Source organism: Pantoea sp. AS142 (assembly GCF_037152305.1).
Classification (GTDB): domain Bacteria; phylum Pseudomonadota; class Gammaproteobacteria; order Enterobacterales; family Enterobacteriaceae; genus Pantoea.
Map to the genome: position 1 here is coordinate 50,992 of NZ_JBBCMO010000012.1, position 19,858 is coordinate 70,849.

The window sequence follows — 19,858 nt, forward strand, 5'->3', positions numbered from 1 at the left end:
CCCTTACTATTACTGCGCGTAGCCTTTTTGTTTATCACAGCTGCCGTGACAACCGTGACAATGCCCCTTTTCCTCCCTGAGCATGACCGGTATCGCCTGCACCCGGCTTCCCACTTTTCGCAGGGCCAGCAGAATAATTCCGTTCAGCACCAGCACACTTATCAGGCAGGTCGCACTAAAAACAGGATGTTCAGCAAAAGTGACGGTCTGATAAAACAGCGTGGCCGTGGTGTATGCGATGTTAAGTCCCCAGAAGAATGAAAACATCATCCATTTCTTCCCCGCTTCGCGCGCAATAGCGCCCATAACTGAGACGCAGGGAACATAGAGCAGGACAAAAATTAAGTAGCTGTAAGCAGCATAGCCGCTGCCAAATTTGGCCGACATCACACCCATCGGGCCGGACGCCATCTCACCATCGCCTTTGCTGGCATCAATAGGGTGAGCCAGTGCATCAATTCTGAACGCTGCAGTTAACCCCGCCCAGGTCTCTGTCAGTGCCTCTTTCAGTTCACCCGGCAGGTTAAAGGTCTTCGGATCAAAGGGGCTGTTCTGAATAGCCTCTGTGGTGTAAAGGCTGTTCAGCGTGCCGACTACGACCTCTTTCGCCATGATGCCACTCACCAGGCCCACGGTTGCCTGCCAGTTATCCTGAGTGACGCCAATCGGCAACAGCACGGGTGTAATCACTTTACTGGTCGACGCCAACGCAGAATGGTTAATGTCATCAACCAGCTGGCCATTAAATGCAAAACTGCTCAGCACGCCAATCAGCATGCTGACCAGAATGATCACCTGTCCCGCCCTCACCACAAACATCTTCAGCCGCTGCCAGGTCTGTAATAGCAGGCTTTTGAGATGAGGCCGGTGGTAGACCGGCAATTCCATAATAAACGGCGAGGCTTCTCCGCTCAGCAGGGTATGCTTGAGCACCAGCCCGGTGGCGATCGCCACCACAATGCCGAGCAGATAGAGAGAGAAAACCAGGCCCGAACTGTGTGTGTTGAAGAATGCCGCCGCGAAAACCGCAAAGATCGCCAGCCGCGCGCCACACGACATAAAAGGTGCAATCAGCACTGTCAGCAGGCGCTCACGCGGTGTATCCAGCGTCCGTGTTCCCATGACCGACGGTACATTACAGCCAAAGCCGACAATTAACGGCACAAAGGATTTACCTGGCAGGCCCAGTGACTGCATCAGACGATCCATCACAAAGGCGGCGCGCGCCATATAGCCGGAATCCTCAAGGAAAGAGAGGAACAGGAACATCAGGCCAATCTGCGGAATGATCGGCAGTACAGTATTAATACCGGCACCAATCCCCTGCGCCAGAAAAACCGTCAGCCAGGCCGGAAACTGGCTGACATAGCCTAGCCATTGCGCGCCATGAATGAATATCGCCACTGAACTGCTGTCGAACAGGGGCTGGAGTGCCGCACCGATGTTAATTGAAAGTACGAACAACAGATACATCACCGCAAGGAATATCGGAATGCCCAGCCAGCGGTTCAGCACGATGTTATCGATTTTGCTGGTCAGACCGGCGGGCAGCGCCTGATGGATATTACTGACGGTTGCGCAAATCGCGTTGATGGCGCGATAGCGGTAATCGGCAATCTGTACGCCAGTCTCCCCGCCCGCTTGCTGCATAACTTCAGACAGTAGCGGAAGCAGGTCCGGGCAAAGTTTCTGACTGTTAATGTCCCCTTCAAGCAGTTGCAACGCCAGCCAGTAACGTTTTTGTGGGGCTATAACCGCAGGCATCTGCTGGCAAAGCAGCTCAATCGCTGTTTCAATCGCGGCCGGGTAACGCACCCGTTCAAGTGCACGGTAGATCTGGGGCTGGTCTATCATCGCCTTGAGCTGGGCGATGCCATCACCTTTGGTTGAGGTCAGTGAAACGACCGGGCATCCCAGACGAGCAGATAGCGCTCCGACATCAATAATGATGTTCTGGCTGGCGGCAATATCCTGCATATTCAGGGCGACGATGCAGGGCACGCCTAGCCCCAGCAGTTGAAAGGTCAGGAACAGGTTGCTTTCCAGACTGGAAGCATCAACGACATTAATTACCACATCAGCCTGCTCCTGATAGAGATACTGGCAGGCGATGCTCTCATCGATGGAGCTTTCAGCAGATAGCGTAGTCAGCGAACGAGTGCCAGGCAGATCGATAAGCCGGACATCAGACTGCGCGGTAAAAAATTGTCCTTCCTTGCGCTCAACCGTAACACCAGCCCAGTTGCCGACCCGCTGTCGGGCACCGGTGAGTTGATTGAACAGTGTGGTTTTGCCGGTGTTGGGGTTACCAATCAGCCCGATGGTTATCTTTTTCATCAGACAATTTCCTCAAGGATGATGTCGGCCAGGTCACGCTGTCGTACCGCCAAACTGACACGGCGCGTACGGATTTGCACCGGATCGCCCATAGGCGCAACACGAATAATCTCGATAACTGTACCTGGTAGCATTCCCATTGTTAGTAATTTCTGGCGCCAGGCGGAATTTACCGATTGCTGATAGCCAAGGATTCGGTAGGTGTTGCCCAAATTAATTGCCATACCACGTTCTGCCTCTGAGTAAGAAGCACTGATTCTATAAATGATAAGCGTTTCGGTTTTTGATCTGACATCGGGCAGACAGGGAAAAACCGCTGTTAGGGTCAACGGAAGGTCAACAGGGAGTTAACTCGCTATTCGCAGGTGTGAATGCAGAAGTAAAAGGCAGGTGCATGATAGGACTATATTATTTAATGGCGGATTTGTGCCTGCTCATCAGCCGTCAGACCGGTCATTCCCATCAGGGCATCACTGTTTGCCGGAATGCAGCAGCATTTGAGCAACCATAATGCGGTATCCCATGATTTGCTCATCGGGAATCATGGGCACATTAACCCGCAGGAAAACGCTGCTATTAAGGTTGCCTGCCCGCATCGGAATGTCAAACTCGGCCAGCGGGTGAAATAGAAATAACTTTTTATGGCCGTCTGAAGGTGACGTAGCATGAAACCAGGGGCAACATCAGGTTGAGTCAGAAATTACCGCAAAGTGGGGCTTGGGTAGACGTGTGTGCACCCTGCTTCTCTTCTGGCAAGCAGGTTTCTTGACTATTATATCAGCCGATATTAGTTACATCATACATTAATTTGAACTTATAACATGTTCCGCTGAGACACTCGTGAGATCAAGGATGCATTACAGGCCAGGGACATTAAGCTGCCACCAGTTGCCCGCCTCTGCGATCCGAAAGACCCGATAAGACCCGATAAGACCCGATAAGACCCGATAAGACAAAATATTCTTTCACGTGCTGGCGACATTTGTCGATTTTGAGTGTGACCTGATACGGCTGCGTATTCGGGAAGGCATCGCTATTGGACGGGCAAAAGGAAACTGCGAGGAAAGCAGCCCAAACTGTCTGAGAAACCACAGGAAGAGCTGTACCGGATACGTAAATCGGGAAGTACTCAATTAGCAACTTGTCTGAGTTATTTTCAGTCTCATGGCCAACAAGTTATCGGGCACTTTCCAGGGTAAAAAAGATTCATAGCTTCAATAATTAGAGGCTGTATCCCCTGAGATAGGAATTGCCCCATTAAATGAGCCCTTTTTGGATAAACGTAATCCGAGTGGCCTCATTTAAATCCATACTTTTCATTGCCTCTGGGTGTACCCAGATAATTTCCTGAAATTCTTCGTTAAATGTAATTTTTCGATTGGCACTAAAACAATCAAATATAAGATAGATCATGTAAATTTCTTCAGTAGAGCCATCTGGATATTTTTTAGTCCTGATATCATCACGAAAAGTCCATGGTTTAACATCAGTGATGAGCAGTTCCACTCCTAACTCTTCCATAATTTCGCGCCTTAGCGCAATTTCCATCGTTTCGCCGGGTTCCATTCCGCCACCAGGCAAAGCCCACTGTCCTGGGAAAACCCCACGATCGGAAGCCATTTTACAAAGCAGAAACTCACCGTCATTTTGTATAACAGGACACACGATTATTCTCTGGCGCATTCTATATCCTCAATAATATTGCTTTTTGAATTGCTGTATCAGAAAAATTGTCAATTTCATCGGGATGATTACAAATCATCACCCGCTGACGAAGATGCTTCGGAAGGTTATCTATAAAATGCTGGTATTCCTCATGCCATCCTTTTATCCATTTAACCTTCATGTCTTCATCAGGAAACTCCGCCGGTCGAACACCATGCATTTCGTCATGCTGAATATGAGCGAGTGAATACTCCACGGGATAATCAATGAAAGCGATAATATCAGGCTCAACTAGCAATTCATTGATTCTTGTCCAGAGAATGATGTAAGCGTCATACTGTATCTTGCTTATATATTTAGCCTTCAACATGAAATTGATAAATATGTGATCCTCAATATGGGAACGCTCCATCACCAGATTAAAGCCCCTATCCAGCCAGGATTTAATAATCAATGCACGTTCTATCATAAAGTTAAGTTGAATAAGATAACCATAGTTGCTTGTATCATCGAACAGATAAGGAAGGAGAGAATGGTGGATGCTTTTTTCGTCTATTGCGACTGTATCCGGATCTTCCTTGAATAAATGCGCAGACAGTTTCTTCAAAAGAGTACTTTTTCCAACCCCTGAATTTCCTGACAGACATATATAGAGAGGTGTTCTTTGCTTGTTGCACTCTTTTTTATCTGCAGACCAAGGGTCCATGTAAAGATAGTTATATCTCATGCGATGAACTCCCTTTCTTCCAACCAGAAACGATTATTCTTACATTTCTCCATGATTTCAGCGTTTCCAAATATGGCATTTTTGATTTTATCTGGTGAGTCTTTCAACATATTACCCAATAGAGTATAGCTCTCACCATCAGGAATAATAATGTCAAAATTTGGTTCCATAACAACATTGGCTTTGTCCCTGTCTTCAAATGTAGCCCAACTGATTGGCAGGTCTGGATGTTGTTTTTTTAGAATATCCATTTTGTATTTAAAAAAATCCGTATTAATTTCTAATTTATCTCTTTTTCCTTTCCCTACTCCCAATGGACAGAATTGGTAAAATCGCCAAGCCTGGATCTTACAGGGAAGTTCATCGACCCATTTTACAATATCGCCTAACTGATTGATATTTGACTGAGAAACCACAGTGGTAAGTTTTATATTGATGCGGTTATTATTATTCGGAAGCCACGTCAATATATTTTTAATTACTTTGTGTTGGTTACTCATCTTATCACTACGAATATCTGTATTTACACGCTTATCAATCCCGTCGATTGGCATTCCCACCCAGTCCAGAACGGGATTCAACCGTTCATGATCCATTATAAAGCGATGTCCAACGGTGGAGAGATAGGTCATAAAACCCATCTGTTTCGCATATTCAATCAAATTAATGAAGTCTGCTCTGGACGTCGGCTCACCACCAGTAAACCCGATACGGCGAAAACCCATCCGATACATGCGTTCAATGACATCAAGGGTGCTGGAGAGAGAAGAATCTTTAATATCGGGGTTGCGAAAACACAGATCACATCCGAGATTGCAGTGCGAGGTTATTCTAAAATCCAGAAGCAAGTTGCTAATGTCCATTACAAGTCCTCTGATTACTGAATTGAGCCAACATAGCCACATAAAAAAAATGGTTATACCACACAATACTCTTTGACTGGATAGATTTAAAGCCTAAATTCCGTACAGCGCGTGCTTGTTTATTCGCATTAGCCTTGCTTCATTAATGGCAAAATTATGCCAAATTGCGGCTGACTACTTAAAATGAATGAAATCACTGGGGTGATGCATTACGACTGGTATCGTTGCGATTAGGCTTCGAACCTTGTTGAAGGATCTAAACAATATTCGCAATGAATCGGGGATTCCGGGGATTCCGGTGATTTCGGCGTAAAAACTCATTTAAGAACAACTCTGTCTGGGTTGTCCCCAAAAGAGTTCAATTCGGCAGGATACTTCGCTTGGTGTAATAATCTCCTTTGAGTGTGTTGTAACTAAAAATAACCTATTCCGCTAACATGCTGAATAATCTTTTTCATTGCTGACTGAATAAATTAAAACGCATAGTTAACTCTTCATTGTGTCGTGGTTGTTAAATTTAGATATTGACCATTATTCATTAGCTCCCGAAAATACCATTTATTCAAAATGATGCTTACGTTCTCCAGATCACTTAACAACCCATTTTTTATATTCAACAGCATTCATTTGGTATTCTCCCGGCCGACTTACTGAGTTGATGCAGATCATTCTTTTCATGATTCAGTGCCCGACAGCAGGATTGTTATCATAGCGTTTAACAACCCGGGTTAATAATGCCTCATCTTCTTAAAGCGTAACGACAGGAAAGTAAAATGACATCTTTCAATTATGGCAAGAAAACTGCCTTCGCTATTGCGATGATCACTTCCGTTATGTCCCTCTCCGCCTGCTCAAGCAATTACGTCATCTCCACCAATGATGGACACATGATTACCACCCATGGCAAGCCCGCCAGAGACAAAGAAACAGGCTTGATCTCTTATAAAGACACAGACGGAAACATGCATCAATTGCAACAGCACGATGTTAAAGAGATTGTGCAAAAGTAAATCGCTATAAGCAACGATTGTGATTACCACCCTGAAAATCTCATCTTGTGGAAAAACTGGCCAATGAAAATTTCTGTAATCAGCCTCAGCTTACTCCTGTGTATCTCTTCATCTGCAATGGCCTTTGGCCTTAATGGGGAACAAGGTAAAAATTTCTCTGCGCTTGACGCAGAAATTGGCCATTCATCAAGTGGACTTTATCTGGATAGTCAGTGGATCAAAAATACAGCGGATGGGGTTCAGATTGGTCAGGCGGGAACCGGTTACAATCTGGAAATCGGTCCGGTGATGCTGACCGCTGGCGCTAAAGCCACTTACATTGGCGGTAAAAAAGGCGATAACGGCGTCGCATTTCCTGTCGGCGGCGGGGTGAAACTCAATCTGCCAGCTCATTTTGCGTTATATGGGGAAGGTTATTCGGCCCCGGAACAGCTGACCAACAGCGTCAAGAATTTCGTGGAAGCAAACGGCGGCGTCAGCTGGTCACCCTTGGGTCCATTGGTTTTAAAAGTGGGCTATCGCTATGCGGGTGTTGATGGCAAAGATGGACGTCCGGGTCATAACCTGATCGATGGTCCCTACATTGGGGGCGGCCTGACATTTTAATGTCGGATACCTATTCACTTTTGTGCGGTGAGGAAATTTTGCAGGTTAACTGACGCTTTCCTTACTCAACCTCTCGTCTCAACTCAGACGGGGATCACTGAGAAACAGATGATGAAATCTCTTATGCTGATGTTATTTAGTCTCTGTCTGACCGGATGCGTGCAGTACAAATGGGTCAAGCCTGACGCATCTGAGCAGCAGGAAACAATGGCAGAAACAGCCTGTCAGGCTCAGGCGCTGCGTGATTTGCCTCCTGACAATGTCGTTAGTAGTAAATACACCTCGAAAGACAGTAAATACAAAACCACTGACACCAATTACTCCATCAGCGACGCCAATGGAAGCCAGCGAGAGATATTGGTGAAAGATTGTATGTACAAAAAAGGCTGGCAACAGATTCAGGTTCAGCAATAACTCTATCAGAGCTGACCAGTTACTCCGTGGCCAGCTCTGATGAGATTTACCGGTTATGCTTAGATTGCCTTTCTGCATCATCCTTTTGCCGTTCAGCGCGCTGGCGCCGGCAGCGTTCCGAGCAATACAACACCTCGTCCCAACACCGTTCCCACTTTTTTCGCCATGACATCGGTTTGTTACATATTTTACAGTAGCGAACCGGCAGTGACTTTTTATTGCCTTTGAACACGTCAGTGCCCCCTGAAAAACCACTATGGCGCTGACAATAGCATAACGCTCATGCAGCGTAGCGCATTGTCTATTCAGATAAGCGATGGCAATGTTGCCGCAACGTGAGCCACCCGCTTTTTTGATGAGGCTTCACATTACCTGTTTATTTACTGCCCCTGCCCTTTAAACTGATATCGATCGTCGAAATTCTGAGTCGCCAGGATTATTCAACGCACTAGTACACTAACGCCGAATTAATTGCGGATGTTAACAATGTGCACTCCCTATGAAACCATCGGGATATCAGATCAGATTATTATTTAGCCTCTTACCCTCCGTTCTGTCTCAGGCTGGTGAAGTAAGTAACCAATAGACTGACGCATTAATACTGATTAATGGGTATTGCAGGCAACTGAGATCGCCAACATTGGCAGCGTCATCGGCGCATCAGGCAATAATGCGGGCGGATGATGCTGTTCAGGATCGCCTCATCCACTTGCTGCTTCATCAAACCTTTTCAGAGGATAAAAAAGTCATTACGTCCCCGAATAATCAATTCACGTTCAGGCCGTCACGCGCGATTCTTACCGGTTAGTATCCATTTGTTTGATTGTGCGTCTCTGCAGGCCATCAAAACTAATCAGCAACCCGGCCGATGCTGTTACTCGGGTAAGCCTGAATACTACACCAAAGATAAAAACATCTCATTATCAGCTGGTTACAGATACCTTCAATAAATCTGCAGCCTAAGGATTATTCTTTCGTAATTTTGCTTTCTGCTTTTTACATCACTATCAGGCTTAACCTCATCGTCATATCCACTCTGATCTGAGTGATAAGTCATAACGGTGTTTAACTGTCAGAACAAGGCAGGTAGGGGATTAGCGAAACGTCAGCACGGCTAAATCAGCGGGTAAGCCTGGAGAATCCATAACGTGACTAAATTATACAGCGTCATCAAATGATGCCTCTTTTGACATTTTGAGCGAAGAGCGTAAAAAAGAGTAACTTTACTTTTGTTTAAGGGTCATATGTTAATTACAGTTTAAACTCTCAGAAAAAGCGATTAATATGTCAGCGTTGAACTATCGGTTCTGTATTTTGATTCTTCGAAGGCAAGCACGTTAAAAAGCAGGTCTGACGAAAAGCATCAGCGTGAACCCGCTCTGTATTTATTATCTGAACATGACTATGGTGACTTTGATGAGTGACACTCTCAACAGCTTGAATAATATCCGTACCCTTCGCGCAAACGCTCGCGAGCTTGACCTTGCTGCCCTGGAAGAAATGCTGGAAAAACTGTCGGTTGTGGTCAGTGAGCGACGCGAAGAAACCCAGGCTTATGAAGCGGCTAATCGTGAAAAAGCTGAGAAACTGGCAAAATACCGTGAATTACTGTTGCAGGAAGGTATCGATCCTAACGAACTGTTAAATGGTATGCCGACTGCGCCAGCAGAGAAGAAAAAACGTGCGCCGCGTCCGGCTAAATATCAGTACACTGATGAAAATGGTGAAGTTAAGCAGTGGACAGGCCAGGGCCGCACCCCGTCTGCTATTAAATCAGCCATTGATGCCGGCAAATCACTGGATGATTTCCTGATTTAATTCAGGAGATATAAATGAAAAACCGCCCACTTTGATCAGGCGGTTTTTTCACCGTAAATCATCAGGCACAAGTATCCAATTACCGGCCAGCACTTACCTTTTCCTTCCGCGCCTTGTTATCATGAATCCATCCGTCATCCTGCTTAGGCATTATCCTGAACTCAATAACTGAAAAATCGGCAACCACACTACTGGTAATGTGTTCATTCCATTCCCACAGCCGCTTTATTTATTCCGTGGTTGCGTGTCACGGGCTGTGATAATTTCCAACCCGATCTGCTGACCATAAGAGAGCTCAAGCGTATTGCCATCAGGATCGGCAAAAAATGCCCAGTAACCCACTGGCGCATCAGATTGCTGCGCATCGCGTCGCAACACGCCTTCAAGCCGCGCGCGGGCAACTTTCTCATCTATTTCTTCACGGCTGGCGCAGGCTACGCCAACATGGCCAAATGGTCCCAGCGGGGTATCGTCACTGTTCTCAGGTTGCACCAGCACCAGTGCGAAAGGCCGGGTAAGATCCGACAGCCAGGCCACCTTCTGTGCTTCGGTAAGGCCAGGTTCACGCTGGTGTATCACCTGCATCCCGGCGTAACGCTGATAAAAATCCACACTCATTTCTAAATCGCGAACCTGTAACGCAAGATGAGTGAAACCTGTATCGTTTGACATAGCCACGCCCTGTTTAGCTTGAGCGATTACTCTGCCACAGATGCAATTCAGGATTTGATCACGGATGCTCAGCCGCTATGCTCTTCACACATGACCTGGTTACGCCCTGCTCGTTTAGCGCGATATAACGCCTCATCCGCGCGCTCTATCAGCGCCTGTTTCCCCTGTTGCGAATCAGAAGCAAAGCATACGGCGCAGCCTGCGCTCAGGGTAATGTGTTTTTGCGGCAGTTCAGTGGTGCGATGCGGTATTTCGAGCTGATTGACTGCTGCAATGATGGATTCAGCGAGGGTCAATGCTACTGACAACGGCTGTTCGGGCAGAATGATGGCAAACTCTTCACCACCATAGCGGGCTGTAAGTTCGTTTTTGCTCCGGGCGGTTTCCTTTAGAGTGATGGCAACTTTTTGCAGGCAGTCGTCACCGGCCACATGACCATAAGTGTCGTTGTAACATTTAAAATAATCGATATCTAACAGAATCAATGACATTGGCAGACCGCTAAGCGCCACGTTTTGCAGGCATTCAGTCAGCACCTGATCAAAATGGCGCCGGTTGGCAAGCCCCGTCAACCCGTCACTCTGTGCCAGATTTTCCAGTGCGCGATTAGCAGCGGTCAGCTCATCACGCAATCGCGTCAGCTCAAGCTGATAACGCAGCGTATGCCGTGCCTGACGCAGCACAAATGCGCCTAGTAAAAGAATAACAACCAGCAGAGCCAGGCTCAGAATCAGATCCTGTACCCAGCTTTTTACCCAGTGGTTAAAAAGCGCACGCTTGTCGTATCCTGCGGCAACCACCAGTGGATATCGCTGTGAGCGGACAAAACCAAAGATGCGTTTTTTACCATCGAGCGCAGCGGTCCACTGACCACTGCCTCTGTCCGCATGAGCCAGCATCTTCAGGAAAAGCGGACTCACTGAGAGGTTTTTGCCGATGTAGCTATCCGGCATCGGACGGGCGTAAAGCACCGTACTGTCTGCCAGCATCAGTACCAGCACATCTCCATCGCTGAGTTCATAGTAGCTATAGAAACGGCGGAAATAGTCCACTTTAATCGTAGCCAGTAAGACTCCCTTAAAACCGTTGAAAGCATCATTCACACGAAGCGTAACCGGGATCACCAGCTCGTGAGTGGTACGGCTGCGAAGCACCGGGCCAACATGCAGGTTATTTCTCGGGCTGGCCCGGTGATAATTGAAATATTCACGATCGGAATTATTAATGTCAGGCGGTGTTCTGCTCATGGATGTCGCTATCCACTTTCCCCGCGCGTCATAGTAGAACAAACCATGAAGTTGCGGCAGACGACTCTGCAACAGACGCATCGTCTGGCTTAGTGCCTCTCCGTCCACACCCGACGTAGCGATTTGCTGTTGTAGCTCGCGTTGTACTTCGCGTAATGAGAGTTCGGTTTGCAAAAACGTATCGTCTGCCTGGCGCGCCTGTGACAGCGAAAGATTTACCGCTGTATTTTCAGCTTTATCGACGGTTTCACTCCAGTCCTCCCGCAGCGTCCACAGATTTAAGCCAATCACCGCCACGGTGAGCAATACGCCTGAGAGTATAATACTTCTCAGCAACGGTGAGATTTTTAGCACTTGCTCATCATTTTTTCGGCGAAACTTCATGCCTGTCCTTAATAAACCCTGTTGACTGATTTAAGCACAGTTAATCAAAAGCAAAAAATACAAATCCCGCAATAACTCTTCGATAATGACAACTCAGCTTTAACCAGCATTTTTCGCTTAAATATTCTGCTTTACTGGCTCAAAAATCATCCTTAATGCAGAATTTGCAGCAAATAGAGCTACACTAATGCTTCAAAAATCAGGCGGGGAGATGTTACCCTTGCCGACTGAATAATTTGCACTTGATTGATTAACTTGAGTATTTGAGGAATATTTATGAATAAGAATCTTAGTAGTTTGAATAATATCCGCACGCTTCGTGCAGAGGCGCGAAATATGCCTTTAGATGTGCTGGAGGAGTTACGCCAGAAGTTAGAGACCGTAGTAAAAGAATGTCGTGAAGAGGAAAGCGCGCGGGAAGCAGAAGCCCGTGAGAAAGCGGAAAAACTGGCGTTCTATCATGAGTTATTACTGGAAGAAGGGATTAATCCAGCGGAGCTGATAAATAGCGCATCCCCCGCAGTAATCAGCAAAAAAAAACGCGCGAAGCGTCCGGCGAAATACCGTTATAGTGATGAAAATGGCCAGGTTCGTTACTGGACGGGTCAGGGCCGTACTCCTTCTGTAATTAAAGCGGCGATTGAAAACGGCCAGTCGCTGGATGAATTTCTGCTATAGCGGCGATAAATTCCTGCCGGAATGTTGACCGCCATTACGCGGGAAGCTTCCGGCATGCAAAGCCACAGGGCGCACACAGTCACCCAGGTCTGGTCACTCACCATCAGGCCCACTGTCTCATCGATAATCAACGGTAATGCGCCACGAAAGGTCTGGCGCTACTCGCTGGGAAAGACCTCAAATCGGGATTCAAAACGCTGACGAATTGAAACAGGCGAATCAAAAACCGATTTTTCTACTACAGTGCTGATGGAAGATGCCCTGACAGCAGTAATGCCTGCTGAAGTAATCAGACAATCGTCACGGGCAATAAAGGGCATTACTGTCGAGATGAACCTGCGGAAAACGCTCACAGAAGTCACGCTCAAATTCCCGGTGCGTGGCACCCTGATGCTGATCAAGCAACCCTGCATAAGCCCGTGAGTCTGCTGGCTGCTAAAAACGGCAGCAGAACCCTGGGAGCGAGCCATCGAATTAACTGAGTTGCAGGCTAATCCGGTGACACTGACTGGGCTGCAAAGCCCTCATTATGATCATGTCAGCCTGGTTCTTCGGCGCGGACCATCGCCGATGGTATAGAGATACGCCAGGCTATCAGATAGTTGCCGCATGGCACCGCAACAATGCAGAATGTTCTACAGCGAAATGGTTAAGCGTGGCAGCCAATGAGGTCATCGCTGCGGGGCTGGCTGATGGACTACTGGCAAAATAAAGATAAAAAAATGCCGCAGTTGGCTGCGGCATAACATGTCAGATTCGCATCAGAAATCGGCTTTCAAGACAACACGGTAATTGGCTTTACCAGCGCGAACGTGATCCAGCGCTTTGTTGATGTCCGACATCGGGAAGAACTCAACCTGTGGGGCAATATCCGCACGAGAGGCGAGTCGCAGCAGCGAACGCAGCTGGCCTGGTGAGCCGGTTGATGAACCGGTCACTGCTTTGTCGCCCTGGATCAACTCAAAAGCATTGACTTCAATCGGCTTCATTACTGCACCCACGGTATGGAATTTACCTTGAGGTGCCAGCGCTGCGAAATACGGTTTCCAGTCCAGGTCGACCGCCACGGTGCTCAGGATCAGGTCAAATCGACCCGCCTGCTTCTTCAGGGCTTCAGGATCCCGACTGTTAACCACTTCATCTGCGCCCATATCCAGGATCGACTGCTTTTTATCTGGCGTTGAGCTGAATGCGACGACTTCGACACCCATAGCGTGCAGAATTTTGATCGCGATATGGCCCAGTCCGCCGATACCAATTACACCAACACGGCTGGTAACAGCGATGTTGCTCATAAGCAGCGGTTTAAACACGGTGATACCGCCACACAACAGCGGTCCCGCACTCGCCGCGTCCAGTTTTTCCGGCAGCGGGATAACCCATTGCCAGTCAGCCCGCAGCTTTTCGGCAAAGCCACCTTTATTCATGATGGTCGGGATGCTGCCCTGCTGACAGTTAACCTGCTCACCGTTGATACAGGCATCGCAATGCTGACAGCTTTTGGCTGTCCAGCCAATTCCTACACGCTGGCCGACAGAGAGACCTTTGCTCCTGGCCGCTTCGCCCAGGGCAGAGACGCGGCCAATCACTTCATGTCCTGCAATCACCGGGAATTGAGAGATGCCCCACTCGTTGTCGATCATCGACAGATCTGAGTGGCAGACGCCACAATATTCGACCTGGACTTCGACTTCTTCGGCTGCCAGTTCGGCGGCATCGTACTCATAGAGTTCAAGGGCCTGGCCAGCCTGCATGGCTGCATAACTTTTAATTTTCATTCATACCTCTGCGTGGTTAATCACTGACAAGTGTAACAACTGAAAGCCCGGCTTGCCTGACCGTTGCGCTTACAGCGCACTTTTTTGTCTTTTGTGCTGATAAATCAGCCATTAACCTGCGCACCGGAGAGCGTCTGCAGCACCTTGAGTTGCGCAACAGCTTCCTGCATCGCATCCATTCCCTGCGTCAGTTCACGCAAGCTGCCGAGGTGCTTCGCAATATCGGCGCGCTCATGTCGGGTCTGCTGATTCATGGCAGCCAGCGTATCGGCCGCGTTGATGCTGTGCTCTGCCATCTGCGCGGCGGTTTGCGCCGAATCACTGGCCACCAGCCGGATACGTGAAATGGTGGAGACCGCCTCTCCAATGTTACTGGCCGTGGCTTCGGCCTGCTCTTTCGATGAGTGCGCCAGACGACGAACTTCGCCCGCGACCACCGCAAATCCCCGACCCGCCTCGCCTGCGCGTGCCGCTTCTACCGCGGCATTCAGCGCCAGTATGTTGGTCTGGAAAGCAATATTGCTGATGCCATGTGTAATCTCATTGATACCGTTGGAAATCTTTTCCAGATCGTCCAGACCATCATCCAGCCGGCCCTGCGCCTGCTGACTCTCAGTGGCGATATTGCTGATGTTACGGATGCTACTTTCTGCGAGACTCAGTGTTTCGCCCTGGCTCTGCGTGGCCGTCTCCAGCACAGGCAGCGCTTCCATCAGCGGTGTCAGTGCCTGCTGATAGTTGATAACCCGATCCAGTACCCGCGTCTGAATGCTGTTTAGCGCCTCCCAGCGTCGCAACGCCCGTTGCGCGTAATGTGCCGCATACCCAGCATACTCCACCGGAAACTGGCTCATCGCTTTGACGTCATGGTTGAAGAACACCAGTGCAGAGAGTGTCTGATTAATTGGCACGCCCAGAATTTCGCCAAAGCTGGAAAAACCGGCGGCGGCGATCCCTTTGAAGAAGTGGGCATTGTGCAGCTTATCGGCATTGCCGACCCGGCGCAGGATACAATCGTTCATCAGAATTGCCGCCGGTTTGCCATGCTGAGCGGTAAAAGCCTGCCACTCCTGCTGCGTCGCCTGTTTGAAGTCTTTCTCCTCCATCAGGAACAGACGATCACCAAACTCGAGGTCACAGAAAAACTGCACACCACCCGATTCAATTTTAGCGATCGAGCGGATAAAAAACTCGTCACCGACCTTAACGCCGAAGGTTAACCCCTTTAGCTGCTCGGTCAGTTGTGCTTCGTTGCAGTTAAGATGTTCACACAGCGCTGCAACAAACGGTTGCTGCTGGCCCTGGCGGTTAAACACGGAGGTTACGGTGCGCGCAATCGGATCGGCTTCGGCAATCAGCCAGCTCTGATCGCGTGGCGTAAAGTTCTGGCTTTTGAAGGGTGCAAAAGATTTTCCTGGCGCCATCTGACAGAACACGATCACAGCCTTGCCCTGTAGCACCTTTCCGCCGGTGCCAATCCAGGTGCCATCAAAGGTAATTTTGCCACCCGCTGAACCGCCAATAGCCAGGCAGGGAAAGCGCCCGCTGTTGTACCAGGCCTGCATCAGAAAGCCTTCTGACGCCGACAAGCCGTCGCAGTAAATCATGGCGAAAGTACGATCGGCCGAGAGCGGCATCCGCACCTGCAATCGCGCCAGCTCCTGCTGGATGGCAGTGATGCGCTGGCTGGCGGTCTGCGTATCGGTGACATGCAGATCGATAATATGCGTCTCATGACGGGCGATCAGACTGTCTGGCAACCAGAGATAGCTTCCCTCTGGGCCATTGCCCTCACAATAGGTACTCTGCTGTCGGCTACTGCTCAGCGCACCGTTAGAGGAGAGCGTCAGCACCGTCAGATCGGCGGAATTGAGGCGCTGCCAGGCCTGACTGACCCGCTGAAAATCGGCTTCAGGCGGCACAAAGGTCATCAGGATCCCGCCCGCACGAGAGCTTAAACCAATGGAGGCCAGTGAATCTGGCAACGCCCGACAATCGTAGGTACCGTTCGCTGGCTGACTGCTACGCATAAGACGGGCAACAGGCAGGCATCTTTTGATCGTCTCAAGGATCGGCATATTATTTTCACTTTTATTTTAGTAGGTTGCGCAAAATTCGCGCTTTCTGGTATGTATAAAAGGAGGGCTAAAAGCAGGTCCGTTCGCGTTCAGAACTCGTCGCGAAGTGCCGGGTTCATCATTGATCGGCGCGCTCAACGCAAGTTGATTATCGCCAGTAGCGGGAAAACCTTTAACGATCGCTGCTGTTGGTTTTATGAATTTGTTTGTTAAATGTCAGTGGCATAACAAAAGCCAGAGTAGGAGTTCGCCGGGAAGTTATAAGGCTGGTCACTCTTGTTTACGGGCTGCGATGCTGACTCACCGGTGCGATTATAGTCATAGCAAATATCAATACAAAGGATGGCTCCAGGTACAATCAACATCCCTATTGATTATGACCCGAAGATGCGATCCTACGCTGCAATTCAGACATATGGGCGCGACTCCGTCCACTGCACGGCGCCTCATGCTCAAATGTGTTGCAGATAATGAACGTCTTTCTTTTAAGCAGGCGTTACGCCGTGACGAGTGGCGCTGGCAGTGTATTTCCCGAACCGTAGCCCATTGAACCCATTGCCTCCTGTTGTTCACCCTGCTGACGCCAGAACCAATCGCGCAGTGCCCCCGCGGTTGATCATAGATTTCAGGCTGTACATTTGCATAACCGAAGCGGGCGACTATGCTTCCTGATGTGACTAGCTAGTCCTTTTTATCTAATGGAACATTGATATGAGGTCTTCCTATGACACAACAGAAATACAGAGGTGGTGCCGGTAATTTTGCCAACGATCCAGAGCGTGCGAGCGAAGCTGGCAGTGCAGGAGGCAAAGTCAGTGGGGGCAATTTCAAAAACGATCATGAAAAAGCCAGGGAAGCCGGTCGGAAAGGAGGCAAGATTAGTCGCCGTCCTTCTAAGTAATTCTGAATAAAGCGCTTTAGGAAGTTTTACGCCATGGAGTGGCATCTCTCCCGTTATCGCTCCCCGATTTTCTAAGCTGTTTAGAATGCCCTGCATTACATTTAACGCTGATGTCTTACACAAAACGGTAAATGCTTATGTCTTTCACATATCTTTCTGATTTGTAAGTCTTTATCGGCGGGATGTTAATGATTAATGCAGCGGGGCATCGACCTGGTATTTAGCGGAATGGAAGAGATGATCGATGGCGCATAAAACCCTGTCTGAGATAAAAGGCAGATTAACGCAAGGAGATGGTTTTCAGATGAGTTCTCCTTCTGTTCCATTGTGAGATATATTGGCTGCATTATCGTGAAATTTTCTCTGCATAACAGGTAACCCCGGCAATGGCTCTGATCCCCAAAAACTACTCACGGTTGGAAAGCGGCTATCGTGAGAAAGCACTTAAAATCTATCCATGGGTTTGCGGACGCTGCTCACGCGAGTTTGTTTATTCAAACCTGCGCGAGTTGACGGTTCACCATATCGATCATGACCATACCAACAATCCGGAAGATGGCAGTAACTGGGAGCTATTGTGTCTCTATTGTCATGATCACGAGCATTCAAAGTACACCGAGGCTGACCAGTATGGCACCCGCGTGGTGGCAGGCGAAGATGCACAAAAAGATGTGGGTGAAGCTACGTACAATCCGTTTGCTGACCTAAAGTCGATGCTTAATAAGAAGAAATAATCCCCGAACTTTCAGACTGTCAGGCCTTTTCAATACGGTCTGGCAGGCTCATTCCCGACCCTGATGCATAACTCCCCTCGCACTGACACACCTGCTTAGCGCTATCGAGGTTAACGCAGAGAGCGACTGCGTCATGAAATCCGCGTTCTTTAAGTATAGCGGTTCACAATCGAAATCTTTCTGACTCGCAATCAGCGCCATTTTCGGACCACATTAACTGCAAATAAGAAATACCACCGGCTTACATTGAGTGATCATGGGCTCGCATTTATCCTGCCCGGCTCATAACCCATTTTGCCGGGCTCACAATAATTGAAAATGGATTTTATGTTGGAAAAAAAACGGTAACACGCTGGTTACCGTAAGTAATGATTCATTTGACGGGTTTATTTTGCAAGACTTTCGGCGATCATTCCCGGATCGGCTACCTCAGATACAATAATCAATGCATCAATACCCCAACTTTCTGCATAATCTTTTCCGGAGAATTCTTGTTCGTAGATGAGTTTATCTGATGTGCTGTATTTCCAGACATTACCCGCAAACCATGAACAATTATTTAGTGCACTGTATACACCATGTCGACCTTTGGCTGGTTTTTTCCCCATAGCTGCCCCAATAAGATCACTAACGACATTCAGACCCGGGATGATTAACTTTTCCAGCCTTTCAATACCCGTGGCATCGATTGGAACAATACGCTGGTAAGCAAACCCTCTCTGCGGAGTATCGTTGGTTTCGCCATTAGTATCACCGTTATGTACATAACCAAACTCATCGTGATAAGCATAAGTATCGCAATCACCCTCAACTTCACTGTGAAAAATGATGATCCAGGCATGTCCGAAACTCCCACCCCCAAACATACTGCCCAGGGCTGCCATGACTTGTTTTCCTCTTTCGTCCTTATCATCAGGGTACTTTGCAGCGACTTCATTTGCAGTTTTGATAACTGCATCCAAATCAGTTCGTTCCGCTGTTCGGTTGGTCCGGATACAAATCTGAGGATATCCAACAGAAGGATCGCCAGTTGGATTTGTATGTGAGGGATCAGTGTCACCCAATTTAACACTCTCAATACTTTCTCGATTCATTTTAGTTCCTCTCTTATCTATTCCTTAACAAGGAAAAACTTTTCATTGATTGAATACAAACAAGAACAAAGCATATTCTTGTTAAGAAAGTATTTTATTCCAAAGTATATTTTGAAGGTAGCTCAATGGAATTGGTTTTTTATAAGCCAACCCAAAACAGTCAATCCGGTGAGGAAGTCCTCCTGTCTCATTTATTTTTTATCGCATCGCGGTGCTACATTTGCCTTATTAAAGTCAGACACGACCGTTTTCATCATTATGGTGCTCACGGCTATGCCCGTGTTCAACCCGAGAACAGAACCTTACCCTTAAGACACAAATTGTTCGTGCTACCGGTCGTAAAATCCTTCGTGCAGAAAAAGCCAGCGGAAGCCGCCGAACCGGAAGATATTCTGACGACCAAAGCGGTTGACCTGCTGGCGATGGAAACAGGATACCAGACAGGTGAAAAGCCGATGACCGCCACACAGGTTGAATCCGTGCTGTCAGGTCAGCTGGATTATCTGGAACCGGCGCTCACGCGGCATGGTTACCGGCTGATGGATAGGGTGGAGCAGTTCGATGCAAAACCTGCTGAAACCAGGGCCTTATTTAACAATCAGTTAGACCCTGCCCGCACCGCCGAGCTACGCGAAAAAAGGCTGGCAGTCGGTTTGCCAATATGACGATGTTGATTTGCAGTTATTGTGAGCCCGGCAAAGTGAATTGCGAGCTGCTACATTTCGGCTCCAGGCTGAAGACAACGGTCACACACGATTGCTGCGATAATGCCGCCGGCAGCCACCCTGAGGTAGCATCGTATACACTACAGTGCTGAAAACAGCTTCATAAACGATCGTCTCTTTTTTACCT

The 19,858-nt window shown here is 48.2% G+C and carries 19 protein-coding genes and 3 pseudogenes; 10 read left to right on the plus strand and 12 right to left on the minus strand.

What is annotated here, in order from left to right:
- Positions 1–9: 9 nt before the first annotated feature.
- From feoB to WFO64_RS19270, 3 genes are all read right to left on the minus strand, one after another.
- On the minus strand, positions 10–2,337 hold the full coding sequence (feoB, locus tag WFO64_RS19260; RefSeq protein WP_337013646.1) for a Fe(2+) transporter permease subunit FeoB: 2,328 nt from the start codon (positions 2,335–2,337) through the stop codon (positions 10–12).
- Positions 2,337–2,561: a FeoA domain-containing protein gene (locus WFO64_RS19265; RefSeq protein ID WP_337013647.1), complete on the minus strand. Its 225-nt coding sequence runs from the start codon at positions 2,559–2,561 to the stop codon at positions 2,337–2,339. Before WFO64_RS19265 ends, feoB begins: the two co-directional genes overlap by 1 nt.
- A 188-nt stretch (positions 2,562–2,749) precedes the next feature.
- Positions 2,750–2,872, minus strand: coding sequence for a hypothetical protein (locus WFO64_RS19270; protein WP_337013648.1), 123 nt, complete (start codon positions 2,870–2,872; stop codon positions 2,750–2,752).
- Between the two features lie 298 nt (positions 2,873–3,170).
- Between WFO64_RS19270 and WFO64_RS19275 the strand changes: the two are divergent.
- Positions 3,171–3,562: pseudogene (locus WFO64_RS19275) on the plus strand (hypothetical protein); the annotation flags it as partial.
- Positions 3,563–3,594: 32 nt separating this feature from the next.
- On the opposite strand, the gene nudI reads toward WFO64_RS19275, so the two are convergent.
- The 3 genes from nudI to WFO64_RS19290 are packed head-to-tail and all read right to left on the minus strand — an operon-like array spanning position 3,595 to position 5,592.
- Entirely contained in the window at positions 3,595–4,020 is a 426-nt protein-coding gene (nudI, locus tag WFO64_RS19280) for a nucleoside triphosphatase NudI (RefSeq protein WP_337013649.1), read from the minus strand.
- A gap of 1 nt (position 4,021) precedes the next feature.
- Positions 4,022–4,729 carry a deoxynucleoside kinase gene (locus WFO64_RS19285; protein WP_337013650.1) on the minus strand — a complete coding sequence of 236 codons (708 nt, stop codon included), beginning with the start codon at positions 4,727–4,729 and terminating at the stop codon, positions 4,022–4,024.
- Positions 4,726–5,592 carry a radical SAM protein gene (locus WFO64_RS19290; protein WP_337013651.1) on the minus strand — a complete coding sequence of 289 codons (867 nt, stop codon included), beginning with the start codon at positions 5,590–5,592 and terminating at the stop codon, positions 4,726–4,728. The genes WFO64_RS19285 and WFO64_RS19290 overlap by 4 nt, the downstream gene beginning before the upstream one ends.
- A 773-nt stretch (positions 5,593–6,365) precedes the next feature.
- Here WFO64_RS19290 and WFO64_RS19295 point away from each other — a divergent pair.
- The 3 genes from WFO64_RS19295 (at position 6,366) to WFO64_RS19305 (ending at position 7,622) form a co-directional block, all read left to right on the plus strand.
- Positions 6,366–6,602: a YgdI/YgdR family lipoprotein gene (locus WFO64_RS19295; protein ID WP_337013652.1), complete on the plus strand. Its 237-nt coding sequence runs from the start codon at positions 6,366–6,368 to the stop codon at positions 6,600–6,602.
- Between the two features lie 63 nt (positions 6,603–6,665).
- Positions 6,666–7,208 (plus strand): YfaZ family outer membrane protein, encoded by a 543-nt coding sequence (locus WFO64_RS19300; RefSeq protein WP_337013653.1) that lies wholly within the window; start codon positions 6,666–6,668, stop codon positions 7,206–7,208.
- A gap of 108 nt (positions 7,209–7,316) precedes the next feature.
- Positions 7,317–7,622, plus strand: a complete 306-nt coding sequence (locus WFO64_RS19305) for a hypothetical protein (protein ID WP_442956166.1) — start codon at positions 7,317–7,319, stop codon at positions 7,620–7,622.
- A gap of 46 nt (positions 7,623–7,668) precedes the next feature.
- On the opposite strand, the gene WFO64_RS19310 is transcribed toward WFO64_RS19305, so the two are convergent.
- The gene (locus WFO64_RS19310; protein WP_337013654.1) at positions 7,669–7,854 is read right to left on the minus strand and encodes a DUF2256 domain-containing protein; all 186 of its coding nucleotides are present in this window, start codon (positions 7,852–7,854) and stop codon (positions 7,669–7,671) included.
- A gap of 1,184 nt (positions 7,855–9,038) precedes the next feature.
- On the opposite strand from WFO64_RS19310, the gene WFO64_RS19315 reads away from it, so the two are divergent.
- Positions 9,039–9,440 carry an H-NS family histone-like protein gene (locus WFO64_RS19315; protein WP_337013655.1) on the plus strand — a complete coding sequence of 134 codons (402 nt, stop codon included), beginning with the start codon at positions 9,039–9,041 and terminating at the stop codon, positions 9,438–9,440.
- 225 nt (positions 9,441–9,665) lie between these two features.
- Here WFO64_RS19315 and WFO64_RS19320 read toward each other — a convergent pair whose 3' ends face one another.
- Both WFO64_RS19320 and WFO64_RS19325 read right to left on the minus strand, forming a co-directional pair.
- Complete coding sequence (locus WFO64_RS19320; RefSeq protein WP_337013656.1) at positions 9,666–10,112, minus strand: VOC family protein; 447 nt, start codon at positions 10,110–10,112, stop codon at positions 9,666–9,668.
- Between the two features lie 68 nt (positions 10,113–10,180).
- The gene (locus WFO64_RS19325; protein WP_337013657.1) at positions 10,181–11,743 is read right to left on the minus strand and encodes a sensor domain-containing diguanylate cyclase; all 1,563 of its coding nucleotides are present in this window, start codon (positions 11,741–11,743) and stop codon (positions 10,181–10,183) included.
- A gap of 276 nt (positions 11,744–12,019) precedes the next feature.
- Between WFO64_RS19325 and WFO64_RS19330 the strand changes: the two genes are divergently transcribed.
- A complete protein-coding gene (locus WFO64_RS19330; RefSeq protein WP_337013658.1) occupies positions 12,020–12,421 on the plus strand; it encodes an H-NS family histone-like protein in 402 nt (133 codons plus the stop codon).
- 761 nt (positions 12,422–13,182) lie between these two features.
- Here WFO64_RS19330 and ahr read toward each other — a convergent pair.
- Complete coding sequence (gene ahr, locus WFO64_RS19340; RefSeq protein ID WP_337013659.1) at positions 13,183–14,199, minus strand: NADPH-dependent aldehyde reductase Ahr; 1,017 nt, start codon at positions 14,197–14,199, stop codon at positions 13,183–13,185.
- A gap of 104 nt (positions 14,200–14,303) precedes the next feature.
- On the minus strand, positions 14,304–16,277 hold the full coding sequence (locus WFO64_RS19345; RefSeq protein WP_337013660.1) for a methyl-accepting chemotaxis protein: 1,974 nt from the start codon (positions 16,275–16,277) through the stop codon (positions 14,304–14,306).
- Positions 16,278–16,619: 342 nt separating this feature from the next.
- Between WFO64_RS19345 and WFO64_RS19350 the strand changes: the two are divergent.
- The 3 genes and pseudogenes from WFO64_RS19350 to yajD all read left to right on the plus strand — a co-directional run.
- A pseudogene (locus WFO64_RS19350) lies at positions 16,620–16,788 on the plus strand (type II toxin-antitoxin system RelB/DinJ family antitoxin); the annotation flags it as partial.
- 213 nt (positions 16,789–17,001) lie between these two features.
- The gene (locus tag WFO64_RS19355; protein ID WP_009093122.1) at positions 17,002–17,178 is read left to right on the plus strand and encodes a general stress protein; all 177 of its coding nucleotides are present in this window, start codon (positions 17,002–17,004) and stop codon (positions 17,176–17,178) included.
- Positions 17,179–17,564: 386 nt separating this feature from the next.
- Positions 17,565–17,912, plus strand: coding sequence for an HNH nuclease YajD (yajD, locus tag WFO64_RS19360; RefSeq protein ID WP_013356513.1), 348 nt, complete (start codon positions 17,565–17,567; stop codon positions 17,910–17,912).
- 386 nt (positions 17,913–18,298) lie between these two features.
- On the opposite strand, the gene WFO64_RS19365 is transcribed toward yajD, so the two are convergent.
- On the minus strand, positions 18,299–19,006 hold the full coding sequence (locus WFO64_RS19365; RefSeq protein ID WP_337013661.1) for a hypothetical protein: 708 nt from the start codon (positions 19,004–19,006) through the stop codon (positions 18,299–18,301).
- Between the two features lie 377 nt (positions 19,007–19,383).
- Here WFO64_RS19365 and WFO64_RS19370 point away from each other — a divergent pair.
- Positions 19,384–19,671: pseudogene (locus tag WFO64_RS19370) on the plus strand (ExeA family protein); the annotation flags it as partial.
- Between the last annotated feature and the right edge of the window lie 187 nt (positions 19,672–19,858).